Raw genomic sequence first — 15,919 nt, forward strand, 5'->3', positions numbered from 1 at the left:
ACGACCTTCGCGAGCAAGCTCGCTCCTACGAAAAGCAAAAGAACCGCTTCGGCGGTTTTTTTGTGCCTGCTTCATTTTACGCACGCGGCGGCATTGTCTAAGGTGCAAGCATTGCCGATGGAGCGTGCTGGATGACTGCTGTTGATTTACCCGCTGTACCCCGAGTGCTGATTGCCGAAGCGGACCCTTGGTCGCGGGACCTGCTCAAGCAAGTGTTGTTGAATGTGCGCTGTGACGCACGGCTGGATGTGTGCGCCGATGGGCAGCAGGCCGCCACGCTGTTGCGGGAAAAAACCTATGACCTGATTCTTGCGGACTGGGAGCTACCGGGCGTCGATGGCCTGAGCCTGCTGCGCAGTGTGCGCGAGCAGCGCCGCTCTCCCGCACTGCCGTTCATCCTGCTGAGCAGCCGCAATGACAGCGCCAGCGTACGCGAAGCCTTGCCCCTGGCGCCGACTGCGTACCTGACCCATCCGCTGAACATGGAGAGCCTGACCCAGCGCCTGCAAGACCTGCTGCTTAACGAAGGCGAAAGCGTGTATTGCGAGATTCCGGCGCTGGCGCCAGGCATGACCTTGCCGGCATTCCTGGAGCGGCGCCGAGAGGTCAGCGATGGCGCGCCGTTGCGTGTGGATGTCAAAGCCGCGGTGCAACGCAGCCTGGGACCCGAGGGCCTGGACCTGCAGCAGCTCGAAGACCAGGTGCGTATCGACCCGCAAATCACCGCCGTGCTGATCGCCGCCGCCAACAGTGCCGGGTATCACGGCACGCCGGTGCAGACCCTGCACGCGGCCCTCAACAAGCTGGTCCCCGGGCAAAGCATGAACCTCATCCTGGGCCTGGCGCTCAAGCACAACGTGGTGCTGGGTGACCCTGGGCTGGTGGCCTACGCCGAGCGGCACTGGCAATTGTCCGAGGACAGCGCCGAGTACGCCCGACGCCTGGCGCGCATGTTGGAACTGGATCACCAGCGCTGCTATAGCGCCTGTATCCTGCATCGGTTGGGCGACCTGGCCTTGTTGCGCTGCCTGGAAGACTGGCGCCAGGCTGGCGGCGCCCTGGATGACGAAGCGATCGGCGAATCCCTCGACACTTTTGGCGCCGCCTACGGCTCGGCGTTGCGCACGCGCTGGCGCTTGCCGTTGGAGTTGCGCCAATTGATCGCGGCCACCTATTCACTGGAAGGCGGTGTGTATTCACGCGAAGCCTTGGTAGTGAACCTGGCGACACAGATGGCGCGCTTGACCGAGCATGAAGGGCTGCAAGAGCTTGCCGGCAGCAAGACCGCACGGCTGCTCAAAGTGGGCTTGTCCGAACTGACAAGAGTACGCAAACCCTGACAGCCAATAACGCCAAAATGTGGGAGGGGGCTTGCTCCCGATGCGGTGGGCCAGACAAGTATTGTTAACCTGATACACCGCCATCGGGAGCAAGCCCCCTCCCACATTTTGACCGAGTCTAGCCTGCAATAACGCGGTGCTTGCGCAGGCCCTTGGCCTCATACATCGCCGCATCCGCCTGGGCGAATAGGATTATGCAAAACCTGACAGCCAATGAGGCTCAAATGTGGGAGGGGGCTTGAACCCGATGCGGTGGGCCAGACAAGTATTGTTAACCTGATACACCGCCATCGGGAGCAAGCCCCCTCCCACATTTTGACCGAGTCTAGCCTGCGATAACGCGGTGCTTGCCCAGGCGCTTGGCCTTATACATCGCCGCATCCGCCTGGGCGAATAGGATTATGCAAAACCTGACAGCCAATGAGGCCCACATGTGGGAGGGGGCTTGCCCCCGATGCGGTGGGCCAGACAAGTATTGTTAACCTGATACACCGCCATCGGGAGCAAGCCCCCCCACATTTTGACCAAGTCTAGCCTGCGATAACACGGTTCTTGCCCAGGCGCTTGGCCTCATACATCGCCGCATCCGCCCGGGCGAACAGGCTGTCGAGGGTGGAGTCATCCTCCCGCAAGCTGGCCAGGCCCTGGCTGACGGTCACGTTGAACTCGCGGCCCTCATAGCTGAACAGCAACGCCTGGATTTCCTTGCCCAGCCGTTCGGCCACTTGCAGGGCCATCTCCGGTGCGCAACCGGGCAGTACGGCGGCGAATTCTTCGCCGCCAATGCGCCCGAACAAATCGCCACGGCGCAGTACCCCGCGACCGCTCTCGGCAATGCGCCGCAGCACCTGATCGCCTTCCAGGTGGCCGTAGGTGTCGTTGATGTCCTTGAAGTCATCGATGTCCAGCAACAGGAACGCCAGCGCCGTGCCCTGCACGCAGGCATTGTCGAACGCCTGGTTGGCGCATTCGAAGAAGTGCCGGCGGTTGCTGCTTTGGGTCAGCACGTCGGTGGTGGCGAGGCGGTGCAGTTCCAGCTCCAGCAGCTTCTTTTCGGTGATGTCTTCGGCCATGCCGACCACGATCAGCGGCTCGCCAGGCACCACCTGCTGGTTGATGTAGCACTTGTCGCACAGCCAGCGGATTTGCCCGTCGGCGGTGATGATGCGGTACTCGCGGTCTTCCACGGCGCCCTGTTCCAGCACGCGGGCCAGGCTGTGTTCGGCGTAGTCGAGGTCTTCGGGGTGAACACTGTTGCGCCATTCCCGGTGATCGGCCAGCAGCAAGCCGGCTGAACGGCCAAAGATGCGCTCGTAGGCCGGGCTCACATACAGCACGCGGCGCGTTTCCCAGTCGATGGCCCATAGCACCGCGTTCACGCTGACCAGCAGTGAACTGAGCAGTTGCTCACGCTCACTCAGTCGCTCGACTTCGCCCTGGGCATGCATCAACGCCAACAGGGTCGCCGCCGCGGCCGGGCGCGGCGGCTCGGCAGTGGGCACATCGGGCAGGCAGGGCTTTTCGTGAACCATCGGTACAACTCTCTCTGGGCGCGCCGCAGGATGGAACAGCGGTCACTACAAGGGGTCACCATGATGGCGAAGTGTTCTTTGAGAGAGGGGAATTGCGGTGAAGTTCCATGATCGTGACCGATTGGCGGTGCCCGTAAAATGGCGCCAAAAAGCCAGTGTGTGGGAGGGCAAGCCCTCCCACACCACACTCAGACTGCCGCAGGCCGCAGCGAATACGTCTTCAGTTGGTGGGCAAAATCGCGCAAGGATTGGATACCGCTGGCCTCGGCCTCATGCACCCATTCCTTGATCGCGGCCAGCATATCGTGGCCGTTGGAACTGGTCTTGAGCCAGATCTGCTGGAGCGCCAGGCGCTTTTCGTAGATCACCGTCAGCGCATGGCTGTGCTCCAGCATGCTCTGGATGCGCAGGTGGTGGCGGTCATCGAGCAAGCTGGTTTCCCGCGACAACAGGCGCTTGGCCCGGTGGAACTGGTGGCGTACCGAATGATCGACTTTCTCCAGCTCCTGCTTGACCAGCGGGCCAATCACCAATTTGCGGTATTGGGCCATGATCTGGAAGCGGTTGTTGAGGATCGCCATGGCGGTGTCCATGTCCAGGCTGCCCTTGCCTTCGACGCGGTGGGCAATGGGCGCCACGCGCTGCACCTTGGCCAGGCGCAGGAAGCTGAACACCTTGATCCAGGCCCATCCCAGGTCGAACTCCCACTTCTTCACCGACAGCTTGGCCGAGTTGGGGTAGGTGTGGTGGTTGTTATGCAGCTCTTCGCCGCCGACGATGATGCCCCACGGCACCAGGTTAGTGGCGGCGTCACGGCATTCGAAGTTGCGATAGCCCACGGCATGGCCCAGGCCGTTGATCACGCCGGCGGCCCAGAACGGAATCCACATCATCTGGATCGCCCAGATGGTGATGCCGATGGTGCCGAACAGCAGCACGTCGATTACGCCCATGATCGCCACGCCCAGCAGCGGGTAGGGCGTGTAGAGCTTGCGCTCGATCCAGTCGTCCGGGCAGTTCTTGCCGTAGATGCGCAGGGTCTCGGGGTTTTCCGCCTCGGCGCGGTACAGCTCGGCACCTTTGCGCAGCACGGTGGAAAGGCCCTTGATCACCGGGCTGTGCGGGTCATCGACGGTTTCGCATTTGGCGTGGTGCTTGCGGTGGATGGCGGTCCACTCGCGGGTGTTCTGCGCCGTGGTCAGCCACAGCCAGAAGCGGAAGAAGTGTTTAAGGCCCGCATTGAGCTCCAGGGAGCGATGGGCGGAATAGCGGTGTAGATAGACGGTGACCGCAATGATGGTCACGTGGGTCATCAACAGAGTGACTGCCACCAGTTGCCAGGCTGACAGATCAAGAAAACCGTTGTACCACATAGGCTGTATGGCCCTCAGATAAAGAAAAAAACAGCATCCGCATTATCACTCCCTTTTCGGATAAAACCAGTCGCCGTTTCAGATAAGACTTACAAGGTGTTTCCTCATCTATAATCCTGATCCTTTGTAGGGCGATTCTGGTTATTTAGTAAGGATTACTAAAGATATGCTGTTTTCATACCGAGGTGCCCTACGTGCGGGGCTGGTATACCTGTTGGTTTCCATCATTTGGCTCCAGCTCAGCAACTACGCATTGATCAACTTTATCGATGAGCCGTGGGAGCTGGGGCGCTGGCTGCAGGTGCGCGGTTATGTGTGGGTCAGCCTCAGCGCGTTGGTCATTTACTGGATCGGCCGGCGTTTTGCCCGTGCCCATGCATTGCAGCAACCCCTGAAAGAAAACCGCGAGCGCCTGCGCCAGGCCGCTGCGGTGTTCGATTGCACCCGCGAAGGGGTGCTGGTCACCGATACCCAAGGGCTGATCGTGCATGTCAACCGGGCGTTTATGGAAATCACCGGTTATCGCCGCGAAGACGTCATGGGCCAGCGACCAAGCCTGTTCAAATCCGGCCGCCATTCGTCGACGTTCTACCAGCAAATGTTCCAGACCCTGGAACGCACGGGCGAATGGAGCGGCGAAATCTGGAACCGACGCAAAAGCGGCGAAATTTACCCACAGTGGCAAACCATTCGCGTCATCCACGATGACCAGGGCAAGGTCAGCCACTACGTCGCGGTGTTCTCGGATATCAGTGCCATCAAGGACTCCGAACACGAACTGGCGCACCTGGCCCATCACGACCCGCTCACCGACTTGCCCAACCGCCTGCTGTTCACCGACCGTGCCGAGCAGGCCCTGGCCTCGGCGCAGGTGCACAAGCGTGGTTGTGCCTTGCTGCTGATGGACCTGGACCACTTCAAGATCATCAACGACAGCCTTGGCCATAACGTCGGCGACCAGTTGCTCAAGCTGGTCGCCGAACGCTTGCGCGGCTTGTTCGGGCCCGGTGTGACCCTGGCGCGCCTGGGCGGCGACGAGTTCGCCGTGCTCGCGGAAAGTTGTCCACAGGTGCTGCAGGCCGCGGCCTTGGCACAGCGCATGCTCAATGCCATGAAGGACCCCTTCATTTTTGACGGCAACCAGCTGTTTATCAGCGCCAGCATTGGCATCAGCCTGTTTCCCAGCGACGCCCTGAGCGCCGAGCAATTGCTGCGCAACGCCGACTCCGCCTTGTTCAAGGCCAAGAACGCCGGCCGCGAAGGCTACGCCCTGTACACCGAAGAACTCACCGCCCATGCACAGAACCGCGTGGAGATCGCCAGCGAGCTGCGTCGCGCCCTCGACCAGCAAGAGCTGCGCGTTTATTACCAGCCGGTGCACGACCTGCATGACAGCCGCCTGGTGGGCGTGGAAGCGCTGGTGCGCTGGGAACACCCGGAGCGCGGTCTGATCCCGCCGGGCGAGTTCATCCCCATCGCCGAACGCACCGGCCTGATTGCCGACATCGATGGGTGGGTGCTGGACCAGGCCTGTCGCCAGATGTGCCAGTGGCTAACCCACGGCGCGCCGCTGAGTTTCATTGCGGTGAATGTCTCCAGCCGCTTGTTCGCCCGGCGCGAGCTGTACGAGCAAGTTGCCCAGGTGCTGCACGCCACCGGCCTGGATCCGGCCTTCCTTGAGCTGGAAGTCACCGAAAGCGCGGTGATGGACGACCCGGAAGTCGCCCTGGAGCAACTGCACCGCCTGCGCGAACTGGGCCTGCGCCTGGCGATCGACGACTTTGGCACCGGCTACTCCTCGTTGCTGCGGCTCAAACGCCTGCCGGTGCAGAAACTCAAGATTGACCAAGGCTTTGTCGCGGGTTTGCCCTGGGATGAAGACGATGCTGCGATTGTGCGCGTGGTGATCGCCCTGGCGAAAAGCATGGGCATGCAGGTGCATGCCGAGGGTATCGAGCAGGTGGAGCAGGCGCGCTTCCTGCTGGACCAGCAGTGCGATATGGGCCAGGGCTACTGGTTTGGGCGACCGATGCCTGCCGACGCTATCGACTGGACCCGAGCCCCCCCAATCCAGCCTTGAAATGCAGTCAAAATGTGGGAGGGGGCTTGCTCCCGATGGCGGTGTATCAGGTTAGAAAAACTTGGCTGACCCACCGCTATCGGGGGCAAGCCCCCTCCCACATTTGGATCGCAACCACACGCAACTCCTCGTCCTGTCAGAAAATTATTTCTGGTTATATAAACATTCTTAAATAGTATTTTTAAGAATATCCGCGCTTATCTACTATCGCCCTCACGCCGCAAGCAGTGCCGCCACTGCCAGGCACTATTCATCTCAGGAGCGAGACCATGAGCGCATCTCTACGTAGCGTCGACGGCCAGGACGAAGCAACCATTTTGCGTGAGATCCAGAGCGCCCTGCGCGATCTGCGGTTCGGCGCAGTGGAAATCACCGTGCACAACGCTCAAGTGGTACAGATCGAACGCAAGGAAAAATTCCGCCTGCAGAGCCCGGGTAACAAACCCGCCTAAGAATAAGCCATCAGTAGGAGCGAGCTTGCTCGCGAAAAACGCCGACGATAACGCAGCGCATCAGGTTTAACGCAGTGCTGCTGGGTTTTTCGCGAGCAAGCTCGCTCCTACAGGATGCCGCCAACAAGAATTTCAGGAGCTTCTATGTCGTCGATTCGCCGTTACGCCCTGGCCGCGTTGGCCAGTGCCGTGTTTGCCGGTTCCGCCGTTGCCAAAGACTATGAGTTGCTCAACGTCTCGTACGACCCGACCCGTGAGCTGTACCAGGACTACAACGCCGAGTTCACCAACTTCTGGAAGCAGTCCCACCCCGGCGACAACGTCAAGATCCAGCAATCCCACGGCGGCTCCGGCAAGCAAGGCCGGGCGGTGATCGACGGCTTGCGCGCCGACGTGGTGACCCTGGCCCTGGCCGGCGACATCGATGAAATTGCCAAACTGGGCAAGACCCTGCCGGAAAACTGGCAGACCCGCCTGCCGGACGCCAGCACCCCGTACACGTCGACCATCGTGTTCCTGGTGCGCAAGGGCAACCCCAAGGGCATCAAGGACTGGGGCGACCTGATCAAGAAAGACGTGTCGGTGATCACGCCAAACCCGAAAACCTCCGGCGGTGCACGCTGGAACTTCCTTGCCGCCTGGGCCTACGGCCTCAAGACCGGTGGCAGTGAAGCCAAGGCCCAGGAATACGTGAAAGAGCTGTTCAAGCACGTCCCGGTACTGGACACCGGCGCCCGCGGATCTACCATTACCTTCGTCAACAACGGTCAGGGCGACGTATTGCTGGCCTGGGAAAACGAGGCGTTCCTGGCGCTGAAGGAAGACGGTGGCGCCGACAAGTTCGACATCGTCGTGCCGTCCCTGTCGATTCTCGCGGAGCCACCGGTGGCCGTAGTCGACAAGAACGCCGAGAAAAAGGGCAACACCGAGATCGCCACCGCGTACCTCAATCACCTGTACAGCCCGGCTGGCCAGGAGATTGCGGCGAAGAACTTCTACCGACCACGGGATGAGAAAGTTGCCGCCAAGTATGCCCAGCAGTTCCCGAAACTGGACCTGGTGACGATCGACAAGGACTTCGGCGGCTGGAAAACGGCCCAACCGAAATTCTTCAATGATGGTGGCGTGTTCGACCAGATCTACACGGCGCAGTAACTGATACCGACTATTGCGCACGGGGCTTGTCGTGGCGAGGGAGCTTGCTCCCGCTGGGCTGCGAAGCAACCCCAAAATCAGGTAACCACGATGTACCGTGGGTACCGGTTTTGGGAGCGCTTCGCACTCCAGCGGGAGCAAGCTCCCTCGCCACGGCGGGCCATACGCATATCCGTTCCGCTAACCAAGGACTCTTATGTCGCGTCGTATTTCCCCCGTCATACCCGGCTTCGGGCTGACGCTGGGCTACACCGTCGTGTACCTCAGCCTGATCGTACTTATCCCGCTGGCGGCGATGTTCGTACACGCCGCTCAACTCACCTGGGATCAGTTCTGGAGCATCATTTCCGCACCGCGCGTGCTGGCGGCGTTGAAGCTGAGCTTCAGCACCGCGCTGTACGCCGCGCTGATCAACGGCGTGATCGGTACACTGCTGGCCTGGGTGCTGGTGCGTTACACCTTCCCCGGTCGCAAGGTCATCGATGCGATGATCGACCTGCCGTTCGCCCTGCCCACGGCCGTGGCTGGTATCGCGCTGACCGCGCTGTACACGCCTAACGGTCTGGTCGGCCAGTTTGCCGCCGACCTGGGTTTCAAGATCGCCTACACCCCCCTGGGTATCACCCTGGCGCTGACCTTTGTCACCTTGCCATTCGTGGTGCGCACGGTGCAGCCGGTGCTGGCCGATATCCCCCGGGAGATCGAAGAGGCCGCGGCCTGCCTCGGCGCCAAGCCGCTGCAAGTGTTCCGCTACATCCTTGTGCCTGCGTTGCTGCCCGCGTGGCTGACCGGCTTCGCCCTGGCGTTTGCCCGGGGTGTGGGTGAGTACGGTTCGGTGATCTTCATCGCCGGCAACATGCCGATGAAGACCGAGATCCTGCCGCTGCTGATCATGGTCAAGCTCGACCAATACGACTACCGCGGCGCCACCTCCATCGGCGTGCTGATGCTGGTGGTTTCCTTTGTCCTGCTGCTGCTGATCAACTTGTTGCAGCGGCGCATCGAACGTCCATAAGGAGGCGCGGAACATGTCCCAATCGTCTATTTCCGCCGCGTCCTCGGCCAATGCCGCCCGGCGTGGCAGTGCTGTGTCGCGACGCATCCTGATCGGCCTAGGCTGGCTGGTGTTCGTACTGTTCCTGCTGTTGCCGCTGCTGATCGTGGTAACCCAGGGCTTGAAGAATGGCCTGGGTGCATTCTTCACTGCGATCCTGGAGCCCGACGCGCTGTCGGCGTTGAAGCTTACGGTGATTGCCGTGGCGATTTCAGTGCCGCTCAACCTGGTGTTCGGTGTCAGCGCCGCCTGGTGTGTGAGCAAGTATTCGTTCCGTGGCAAGAGCATCCTGGTGACGCTGATCGACCTGCCGTTCTCGGTCTCGCCGGTGATCGCGGGTTTGGTCTACGTGCTGATGTTCGGCGCCCAGGGCTTCTTCGGCCCATGGTTGCAGGACCATGACATCCAGATCGTGTTCGCCTTGCCCGGCATCGTGCTGGCGACCATCTTCGTCACCGTGCCGTTCGTGGCCCGGGAGCTGATCCCGCTGATGCAGGAGCAGGGCACCCAGGAGGAGGAGGCGGCGCGCCTGCTCGGTGCCAATGGCTGGCAGATGTTCTGGCATGTCACCGTGCCCAACATCAAATGGGGCTTGATCTATGGCGTGGTGCTGTGTACCGCGCGGGCCATGGGCGAGTTCGGCGCGGTGTCGGTGGTGTCCGGCCACATTCGTGGGGTGACCAATACCCTGCCGCTGCATGTCGAGATTCTCTACAACGAATATAACCATGTTGCCGCGTTTGCGGTGGCCAGCCTGTTGCTGATCCTGGCGCTCTTCATCCTGCTGCTCAAGCAGTGGAGCGAGAACCGAATTAACCGCCTGCGCAACAGCGCCGGTGAGGAATAAGTCATGTCGATCGAAGTCCGTAATGTCAGCAAGAACTTCAACGCCTTCAAGGCCCTGGACAGCATCAACCTGGATATCCAGAGTGGCGAGCTGGTGGCGTTGCTGGGCCCGTCCGGCTGCGGCAAGACCACCTTGCTGCGCATCATCGCCGGCCTGGAAACCCCGGACGCCGGCAGCATCGTGTTCCATGGCGAAGACGTCTCCGGCCACGATGTGCGTGATCGCAACGTCGGTTTTGTGTTCCAGCACTACGCTTTGTTCCGCCATATGACCGTGTTCGACAACGTCGCCTTCGGCCTGCGCATGAAACCGAAAAACCAGCGCCCGAGCGAAAGCCAGATCGCGGCCAAGGTTCACGAATTGCTGAACATGGTGCAGCTCGATTGGTTGTCCGACCGCTACCCGGAACAACTCTCCGGTGGCCAGCGCCAACGTATCGCCCTGGCCCGCGCCCTGGCGGTGGAGCCCAAAGTGCTGCTGCTGGACGAACCTTTCGGCGCCCTCGACGCCAAGGTACGCAAAGAACTGCGCCGCTGGCTGGCGCGGCTGCACGAAGACATCAACCTGACCTCGGTGTTCGTGACCCACGACCAGGAAGAGGCCATGGAAGTCGCCGACCGCATCGTGGTGATGAACAAGGGCGTGATTGAGCAGATCGGCTCGCCGGGGGATGTCTACGAAAACCCGGCCAGCGATTTTGTCTATCACTTCCTGGGTGATTCGAACCGCCTGCACCTGGGCGAGGACAAGCACCTGCTGTTCCGTCCCCATGAAGTGTCGCTGTCGCGGCATGAGCTGGAGGATCACCATGCGGCGCAAGTGCGGGATATCCGGCCGTTGGGCGCCACGACGCGGGTGACGCTCAAGGTCGAAGGCCAAAGCGAGTTGATCGAGGCCGAAGTGGTCAAAGACCATGACAGCCTCACCGGTTTAACCCGTGGCGAAACCCTGTTCTTCAAACCCAAGGTCTGGCAAAAAGCCTAAGCTCAATACAAAACCCAATGTGGGAGGGGGCTTGCTCCCGATAGCGGTGTGTCAGCCAAAAATTTCTAAGCTGATATACCGCTATCGGGAGCAAGTCGAATCGTCGCACCGCCCCTCCCACATTTAGACTTCACTTGGCTTGAGATCGCGGCGTCCCATCGGGCCTGAACGTTGTGCAATCTGCTTTTGCAGGTCCTGCCGCAACCCCAGCAGAAACGCCAACTCCGCGACCACAAACAACGGCCCCACGATCAACCCCGACACATCATCCACAAACGCCGGCTTTCTGCCTTCGTAGTAATGCCCGATAAACTGAATCACCCAACCCACCACAAACATACCCACGCCACTGCTCAGCCATACCATCGTGCTCTGCGCCGCCAATACATGCCCGGCCCACACCGACAGGCCCATCAGCAGCGTCATCAGCACGCCCAGGGCCAGTTCCAGGCGCAGGTAGAACCACGCCGAGAACAACGCCAGGATCACCGCTGGCGAGACCCACAGGCCACCCACCGCCCATTCGGGGCGTGACAACAACACGGCCACGGCAACCACGATCAGTGGGATGCCGATGAAGTGGCTGACAATATTGCGCGGGTCGCGGTGGTACGCGGCGTATTGACTGAGGTGGTCGACGAGGCTTTTCATTGTTGTTCCTCCTGTAGGATGTCTGATCATGCCCTGTCAGTCGGTGCCTAACTGTCAATTGGGCGACAATCTTCGGAGTTCCCATGGACACAGGCAAATGGCACGCGCACTTGGCCCGCGGCCATTGGTTCAAACACTTGCCGTCAGACTTGCAGCGTAGCCTGCTGGGCGCGGCACGCCTGCGCTCATTGACGGCGGGGCAGTTTCTGTTCAAGCGCGGCGACCCGCCCTGTGGGCTGTATGCGGTGCTGGAAGGGGCGGTGCGTATCAGCGCGGTCAGCGCCCAGGGCAAGGAGGCGGTGTTGAGCCTGGTGGAAACACCGCATTGGTTCGGCGAAATCTGCCTGTTCGACAACCTGCCACGTACCCACGACGCCCTGGCCACCGGCGCGTGCACGCTATTGCAGGTGCCGCAGGCGGTGATGCTCGGCATTCTCGAACAGCATCCAGCGTTCTGGCGCGATATGGCCCTGCTGATGAGCCATAAACTGCGCTTGTCATTGATCAATATCGAACAGATCAGCCTGATGCCCGCATCGGTGCGCCTGGCCCATCGGCTACTGATGATTGCCCAGGGCTACGGTGAAACAGAGCCGCCGCGTCGCGTGTTGCAGCTGCCCCAGGAAGATCTGGCGGCGATGCTGGGCCTGTCGCGCCAGACCATCAACAGTCTGCTCAAGGCACTGGAGCAACAGGGCATCATTGGCTTGAGTTACGGCGCCATCGAGATACTCGACCTCAACCGGCTGCGCCTGGCCGCGGGCCTATGAACCGCGATAGGTGGAGAAACCGTAAGGGCTGAGCAACAGCGGAATGTGGTAATGCTGGTCGGCCTGTTTGACTTGGAAAATCACCGGCACCTCGGGGAAGAACGTCTCGCGGTTGGCCTTCTTGTAGTAGTCACCCGTCTTGAATACCACGCGATATTCGCCCGGCGTCATGCTGCGGTCGGCAGGAAACAGTTCGGCGATGCGCCCCTGCTGGTTGGTGACGCCTTTGGACAGGGCCTGCCAGTGATCGCCCACTTGCTGTTCCAGGGTGACGCTGACACCGGCCGAAGGCAGGCCATTTTCCAGGTTGAGCACGTGTACGCTCAGCGGGTTGCCGGCGGCCAGGGCCAGGTTGCACAGGCCACTCAGGCTGAGGGCGACGAGGGTCATGCTGAAGGTTTTCATCGAAAAGTCCTTTTGATAGTGATCAAGTCAGGGGGTGATTTTCAAGCCCAGTTGCTCGGCAGCCTGGACTGCACAGGCGTCGTCCTGCGCGGCGCCACCGGCCCCGGCGATGCCCAGCGCGCCGACCAGTTCGGCGTCAGCGAACAGCGGTATGCCGCCGCCGAGCAACAGCAACTCGGGCAAGCTGTTAAGGTTGGCGGCCTCGGGATTGTTGCGTGCACGCTCGGCGAATAGCCGGGTCGGGGTTTTAGTCGACAACGCGGTGTACGCCTTGCGCTGGCTGGCGAGGCTGTTGTGCGGGCCGACACCGTCAGCCCGCAGGCCCAGCAACAGGTTGCCGCCGCGATCAAGTACCGTCAGTGCAGCCGTGCAGTGGGCCAGGCTGGCGTCGGCCAGTTGGCGTGCGGTGCGCAGATCCAGCTCGGCGTGGCGTGGCAGTTGGGGCATGGCCTGGGCCGCGGTGGTCACGGCGAGGCTGAGGAACAAAGCGGTGCGATACATGCGAAGGGCTCCAGAAGGCAGGCCATCACGGTAGCCAGTGGACGCCGACAAAAGCCGCACAATTGGATGACAGGTTTGTAATCAAACCCAGGGGTAAGACATGCAGGTGTTGTTAGTGGAAGACCAGCCGCAACTGGCCCAGCGCATGGCCCAGGGCCTGAGCGAGGCCGGCTTTTCAGTGGAAGTCGCGGCCAACGGCATGGCGGCGCAGCGGTTTGTGGAAGGCACCGAATACGACCTGGTGATCCTGGACGTGATGCTACCGGGCTTGAACGCCTGGACATTGCAGCAGGCGATCCGGCAAAAGGGCGACACGCCGGTGCTGTACCTGACCACGCCGGGCGGCATCGAGGACCGGTTGCGGGGGTTGGAACTTCACGAGGATGATTACTTGCTCAAGCCGTTTGACGCCAAGGTCTTGGTGGCTCGGGTGAGGAAAGTATTGCGTCGGGATCGTGGGCGCTGATTGCCTGAGCGACCGCTATCGGGGGCAAGCCCCCGCCCACATTTGACCGCGTTCACAGTTCAGCGTGGGAGGAGGCTTGCCCCCGATGAGGCCATCTCAACCACTGAAAATCTTCCTACCGCAACCCATCCCGAAACTGCCCCGGCGTCACCCCCGTCCAGCGCTTGAACGCCCGGTTGAAACTGCTGGTATCGGCAAACCCCAGCAAATGGCTGATCTCGGCCAACGAACACTGCGGATCCCTGAGGTGCAACAACGCCAGGTTCTGCCGGCACTCATTGAGCAGCGCGTCAAACCGACAGCCTTCATCCGCCAGGTGGCGCTGCAAGCTGCGCAAACTCAGGTGCAAGGCCTGTGCAACGCGTTCGGCACTCGGCTCGCCATCGGGCAATTGCGCCTCGATGACGGCGCGCACCTTGCGCTCCCAGGTCAACGGTTGCAGTTGGGCGAGGGTGCGCTTGAGCACGGTTTCGTTGTGTTCGGCCAACTCCGGGTTGGCATCGTCAAGATGACTGTCGAAATCGTGGGCGGCGAACTCCAGGCGATCTTCGTCGGCGGCAAAAAACACTGGCGAGCGAAACACCTTGTGCCATGGCTCGGGGTCGACAGGCTGCGGGCGTCGTAGATAAACGGCCAGCGGCGCATAGTCACGCCCAAGGCGGTTGCGGCAAGTGCGCACATAGATCGCCGCGAAGGCGTCGATGGCCTCCAGCGCCGGCGCGTGGCTGCCTTGGGGTTGGAGCAGGCGAAAGTGGTAGACGTCGCCGTGGCGGCTCAGCTCCAGGCTCAGGGCATCACTGACCACCTGGTGATAGCGCACGATACGCTCGAACACCTCGCGCAAGCTGCCGCTGGCCACCAGGGCATAACCCAGCGCATGAAATGTCGTGGGGCTGACAAAGCGCGACACCCGCAAGCCAATCGCCGGATCGCTGCTGGCCTGCACCGCCAGTTGCCACAGGCGCGTGGTCGCCGACAACGGATAGCGTGCGTTGGGGTCGTCCATCTGCTGCGGGTCGAGGCCGGCCTCGGCGCACAGCGCGGCGCTGTCCAGGCCCAGGGCGTCGAGCTGCTTGCGCAGGGCGCGGGTCCAACTGGCGAGGGAAGTGGGTTCGGTCATGGCGATTGGCGCTTGCGGTCAACAGGTTGGCGTCCGGGGCTAGCGTCCTGCCCGATCGCTTAGGGCAGGATAGACACATCAATGTACAAGAGGATGGAAGCATGGACGGTACTTCTGCAAGTCCCCAGCAGATGAACGCACAACAGCGTTGCGCGCATATCCGTGAGGTGGTGCTGGCCGAGGGCGCCCGATTGCGCCAGCGCCACCCCTGGCTGCTGCATCAGGACGCCCTGGGCGCCGGCATCCTGGCGTTTGCCTTGCTCGGCATGCTCGGCTCGGCGGCGCTCTATATCAGTGGTCATCTGGCCTGGTGGGCGTGCCTGCTGCTCAACGCGTTCTTCGCTTCACTGACCCACGAGCTGGAACACGACCTGATCCACAGCATGTACTTTCGCAAGCAGCGCCTGCCCCACAACCTGATGATGGGCCTGGTGTGGTTGGCACGGCCCAGCACGATCAACCCGTGGATACGCCGGCATCTGCACCTTAATCACCACAAGGTCTCCGGCACTGAGGCGGATATGGAAGAACGCGCCATTACCAACGGCGAGCCCTGGGGATTTGCGCGCTTGCTGATGGTGGGCGACAACATGATGTCGGCCTTGATCCGCATGCTGCGGGCCAAGACCTGGGCGCACAAACTCAGCATCCTCAAGCGCGTGGTGCTGGTGTACGCCCCGCTGGCGCTGCTGCATTGGGGCGCTTGGTACGTCTTCCTGGGCTTTCATGCCGCCAACGGCATCGCCAGCCTGTTGGGCGCGCCGATCACCTGGTCGGCCGGCACCTTGCAGATGATGCAAGTGATCGACATCGCTGCGGTGGTGATCATCGGCCCGAATGTGTTGCGCACGTTCTGCCTGCATTTTGTCAGCTCTAACATGCACTACTACGGCGATGTGGAACCGGGTAACGTGATCCAGCAGACCCAGGTCTTGAACCCCTGGTGGCTGTGGCCGTTGCAGGCGTTCTGCTTCAACTTCGGCAGCACCCATGGCATCCATCACTTTGTGGTGAAGGAGCCGTTCTACATCCGCCAGATGACCGTCAAGGTGGCGCATAAGGTCATGGCCGAGATGGGCGTGCGCTTCAATGATTTTGGCACCTTCGCCCGGGCCAATCGGTTTGAGCGCCAGGAACAGCCAGACGCCAGACTCGCTTTCAGCAAGCAATGAATGCCAGGGGCAGGTCG

General features: G+C 61.4%; 16 protein-coding genes. 10 read left to right on the top strand and 6 right to left on the bottom strand.

Annotation, left to right across the window (positions count from 1 at the left end; genetic code table 11):
• Positions 1 to 131 precede the first annotated feature (131 nt).
• Positions 132 to 1,340 (top strand): HDOD domain-containing protein, encoded by a 1,209-nt coding sequence (locus QYQ93_RS01955; protein ID WP_338476177.1) that lies wholly within the window; start codon positions 132 to 134, stop codon positions 1,338 to 1,340.
• Between the two features lie 530 nt (positions 1,341 to 1,870).
• On the opposite strand, the gene QYQ93_RS01960 is transcribed toward QYQ93_RS01955, so the two are convergent.
• Both QYQ93_RS01960 and desA read right to left on the bottom strand, forming a co-directional pair.
• Positions 1,871 to 2,872 (bottom strand): GGDEF domain-containing protein, encoded by a 1,002-nt coding sequence (locus QYQ93_RS01960; protein WP_043050816.1) that lies wholly within the window; start codon positions 2,870 to 2,872, stop codon positions 1,871 to 1,873.
• A 188-nt stretch (positions 2,873 to 3,060) separates the two neighbouring features.
• Positions 3,061 to 4,245, bottom strand: a complete 1,185-nt coding sequence (desA, locus tag QYQ93_RS01965; RefSeq protein ID WP_338476178.1) for a delta-9 fatty acid desaturase DesA — start codon at positions 4,243 to 4,245, stop codon at positions 3,061 to 3,063.
• Between the two features lie 166 nt (positions 4,246 to 4,411).
• Here desA and dibA point away from each other — a divergent pair, with 166 nt between their 5' ends.
• The 6 genes from dibA (at position 4,412) to QYQ93_RS01995 (ending at position 10,817) form a co-directional block, all read left to right on the top strand.
• The gene (gene dibA, locus QYQ93_RS01970; protein WP_338476179.1) at positions 4,412 to 6,325 is read left to right on the top strand and encodes a phosphodiesterase DibA; all 1,914 of its coding nucleotides are present in this window, start codon (positions 4,412 to 4,414) and stop codon (positions 6,323 to 6,325) included.
• Positions 6,326 to 6,594: 269 nt separating this feature from the next.
• On the top strand, positions 6,595 to 6,777 hold the full coding sequence (oscA, locus tag QYQ93_RS01975) for a sulfur starvation response protein OscA (protein WP_043050819.1): 183 nt from the start codon (positions 6,595 to 6,597) through the stop codon (positions 6,775 to 6,777).
• Between the two features lie 144 nt (positions 6,778 to 6,921).
• A complete protein-coding gene (locus tag QYQ93_RS01980) occupies positions 6,922 to 7,932 on the top strand; it encodes a sulfate ABC transporter substrate-binding protein (protein WP_043050820.1) in 1,011 nt (336 codons plus the stop codon).
• 196 nt (positions 7,933 to 8,128) lie between these two features.
• Entirely contained in the window at positions 8,129 to 8,947 is an 819-nt protein-coding gene (gene cysT, locus QYQ93_RS01985) for a sulfate ABC transporter permease subunit CysT (RefSeq protein WP_338476180.1), read from the top strand.
• Between the two features lie 13 nt (positions 8,948 to 8,960).
• Positions 8,961 to 9,833, top strand: coding sequence for a sulfate ABC transporter permease subunit CysW (cysW, locus tag QYQ93_RS01990; protein WP_043050822.1), 873 nt, complete (start codon positions 8,961 to 8,963; stop codon positions 9,831 to 9,833).
• A 3-nt stretch (positions 9,834 to 9,836) separates the two neighbouring features.
• On the top strand, positions 9,837 to 10,817 hold the full coding sequence (locus tag QYQ93_RS01995) for a sulfate/molybdate ABC transporter ATP-binding protein (protein WP_043050823.1): 981 nt from the start codon (positions 9,837 to 9,839) through the stop codon (positions 10,815 to 10,817).
• Between the two features lie 123 nt (positions 10,818 to 10,940).
• Here QYQ93_RS01995 and QYQ93_RS02000 read toward each other — a convergent pair whose 3' ends face one another.
• The gene (locus tag QYQ93_RS02000; protein ID WP_338476181.1) at positions 10,941 to 11,468 is read right to left on the bottom strand and encodes a DUF962 domain-containing protein; all 528 of its coding nucleotides are present in this window, start codon (positions 11,466 to 11,468) and stop codon (positions 10,941 to 10,943) included.
• An 83-nt stretch (positions 11,469 to 11,551) separates the two neighbouring features.
• Between QYQ93_RS02000 and QYQ93_RS02005 the strand changes: the two genes are divergently transcribed.
• Entirely contained in the window at positions 11,552 to 12,238 is a 687-nt protein-coding gene (locus QYQ93_RS02005) for a Crp/Fnr family transcriptional regulator (protein ID WP_043050825.1), read from the top strand.
• Here the strand turns inward: QYQ93_RS02005 and uraH are convergent.
• On the bottom strand, positions 12,233 to 12,643 hold the full coding sequence (gene uraH, locus QYQ93_RS02010) for a hydroxyisourate hydrolase (protein WP_043050826.1): 411 nt from the start codon (positions 12,641 to 12,643) through the stop codon (positions 12,233 to 12,235). The two genes, QYQ93_RS02005 and uraH, sit on opposite strands and share 6 nt — an antisense overlap.
• A 27-nt stretch (positions 12,644 to 12,670) precedes the next feature.
• On the bottom strand, positions 12,671 to 13,144 hold the full coding sequence (locus QYQ93_RS02015) for a heme-binding protein (protein WP_338476183.1): 474 nt from the start codon (positions 13,142 to 13,144) through the stop codon (positions 12,671 to 12,673).
• 100 nt (positions 13,145 to 13,244) lie between these two features.
• Here QYQ93_RS02015 and QYQ93_RS02020 point away from each other — a divergent pair, with 100 nt between their 5' ends.
• Positions 13,245 to 13,610 (top strand): response regulator transcription factor, encoded by a 366-nt coding sequence (locus QYQ93_RS02020; RefSeq protein WP_043050828.1) that lies wholly within the window; start codon positions 13,245 to 13,247, stop codon positions 13,608 to 13,610.
• A 115-nt stretch (positions 13,611 to 13,725) separates the two neighbouring features.
• On the opposite strand, the gene QYQ93_RS02025 is transcribed toward QYQ93_RS02020, so the two are convergent.
• Positions 13,726 to 14,730: an AraC family transcriptional regulator gene (locus QYQ93_RS02025; RefSeq protein WP_338476186.1), complete on the bottom strand. Its 1,005-nt coding sequence runs from the start codon at positions 14,728 to 14,730 to the stop codon at positions 13,726 to 13,728.
• A gap of 101 nt (positions 14,731 to 14,831) precedes the next feature.
• On the opposite strand from QYQ93_RS02025, the gene QYQ93_RS02030 reads away from it, so the two are divergent.
• Positions 14,832 to 15,902 (top strand): fatty acid desaturase, encoded by a 1,071-nt coding sequence (locus tag QYQ93_RS02030; RefSeq protein WP_338476188.1) that lies wholly within the window; start codon positions 14,832 to 14,834, stop codon positions 15,900 to 15,902.
• Positions 15,903 to 15,919: the final 17 nt, after the last annotated feature.

It is taken from the genome of Pseudomonas khavaziana (assembly GCF_036704165.1).
Lineage (GTDB): Bacteria > Pseudomonadota > Gammaproteobacteria > Pseudomonadales > Pseudomonadaceae > Aquipseudomonas > Aquipseudomonas khavaziana.

Coding starts and splice junctions, on each gene's coding strand:
- QYQ93_RS02030 (WP_338476188.1), top strand. CDS start 14,832: ATGGACGGTACTTCTGCAAGTCCCCAGCAGATGAACGCACAACAGCGT.
- QYQ93_RS02015 (WP_338476183.1), bottom strand. CDS start 13,144: ATGTATCGCACCGCTTTGTTCCTCAGCCTCGCCGTGACCACCGCGGCC.
- desA (WP_338476178.1), bottom strand. CDS start 4,245: ATGTGGTACAACGGTTTTCTTGATCTGTCAGCCTGGCAACTGGTGGCA.
- QYQ93_RS01980 (WP_043050820.1), top strand. CDS start 6,922: ATGTCGTCGATTCGCCGTTACGCCCTGGCCGCGTTGGCCAGTGCCGTG.
- uraH (WP_043050826.1), bottom strand. CDS start 12,643: ATGAAAACCTTCAGCATGACCCTCGTCGCCCTCAGCCTGAGTGGCCTG.
- QYQ93_RS01955 (WP_338476177.1), top strand. CDS start 132: ATGACTGCTGTTGATTTACCCGCTGTACCCCGAGTGCTGATTGCCGAA.
- QYQ93_RS01995 (WP_043050823.1), top strand. CDS start 9,837: ATGTCGATCGAAGTCCGTAATGTCAGCAAGAACTTCAACGCCTTCAAG.
- QYQ93_RS02025 (WP_338476186.1), bottom strand. CDS start 14,730: ATGACCGAACCCACTTCCCTCGCCAGTTGGACCCGCGCCCTGCGCAAG.
- oscA (WP_043050819.1), top strand. CDS start 6,595: ATGAGCGCATCTCTACGTAGCGTCGACGGCCAGGACGAAGCAACCATT.
- cysW (WP_043050822.1), top strand. CDS start 8,961: ATGTCCCAATCGTCTATTTCCGCCGCGTCCTCGGCCAATGCCGCCCGG.
- cysT (WP_338476180.1), top strand. CDS start 8,129: ATGTCGCGTCGTATTTCCCCCGTCATACCCGGCTTCGGGCTGACGCTG.
- dibA (WP_338476179.1), top strand. CDS start 4,412: ATGCTGTTTTCATACCGAGGTGCCCTACGTGCGGGGCTGGTATACCTG.
- QYQ93_RS01960 (WP_043050816.1), bottom strand. CDS start 2,872: ATGGTTCACGAAAAGCCCTGCCTGCCCGATGTGCCCACTGCCGAGCCG.
- QYQ93_RS02005 (WP_043050825.1), top strand. CDS start 11,552: ATGGACACAGGCAAATGGCACGCGCACTTGGCCCGCGGCCATTGGTTC.
- QYQ93_RS02000 (WP_338476181.1), bottom strand. CDS start 11,468: ATGAAAAGCCTCGTCGACCACCTCAGTCAATACGCCGCGTACCACCGC.
- QYQ93_RS02020 (WP_043050828.1), top strand. CDS start 13,245: ATGCAGGTGTTGTTAGTGGAAGACCAGCCGCAACTGGCCCAGCGCATG.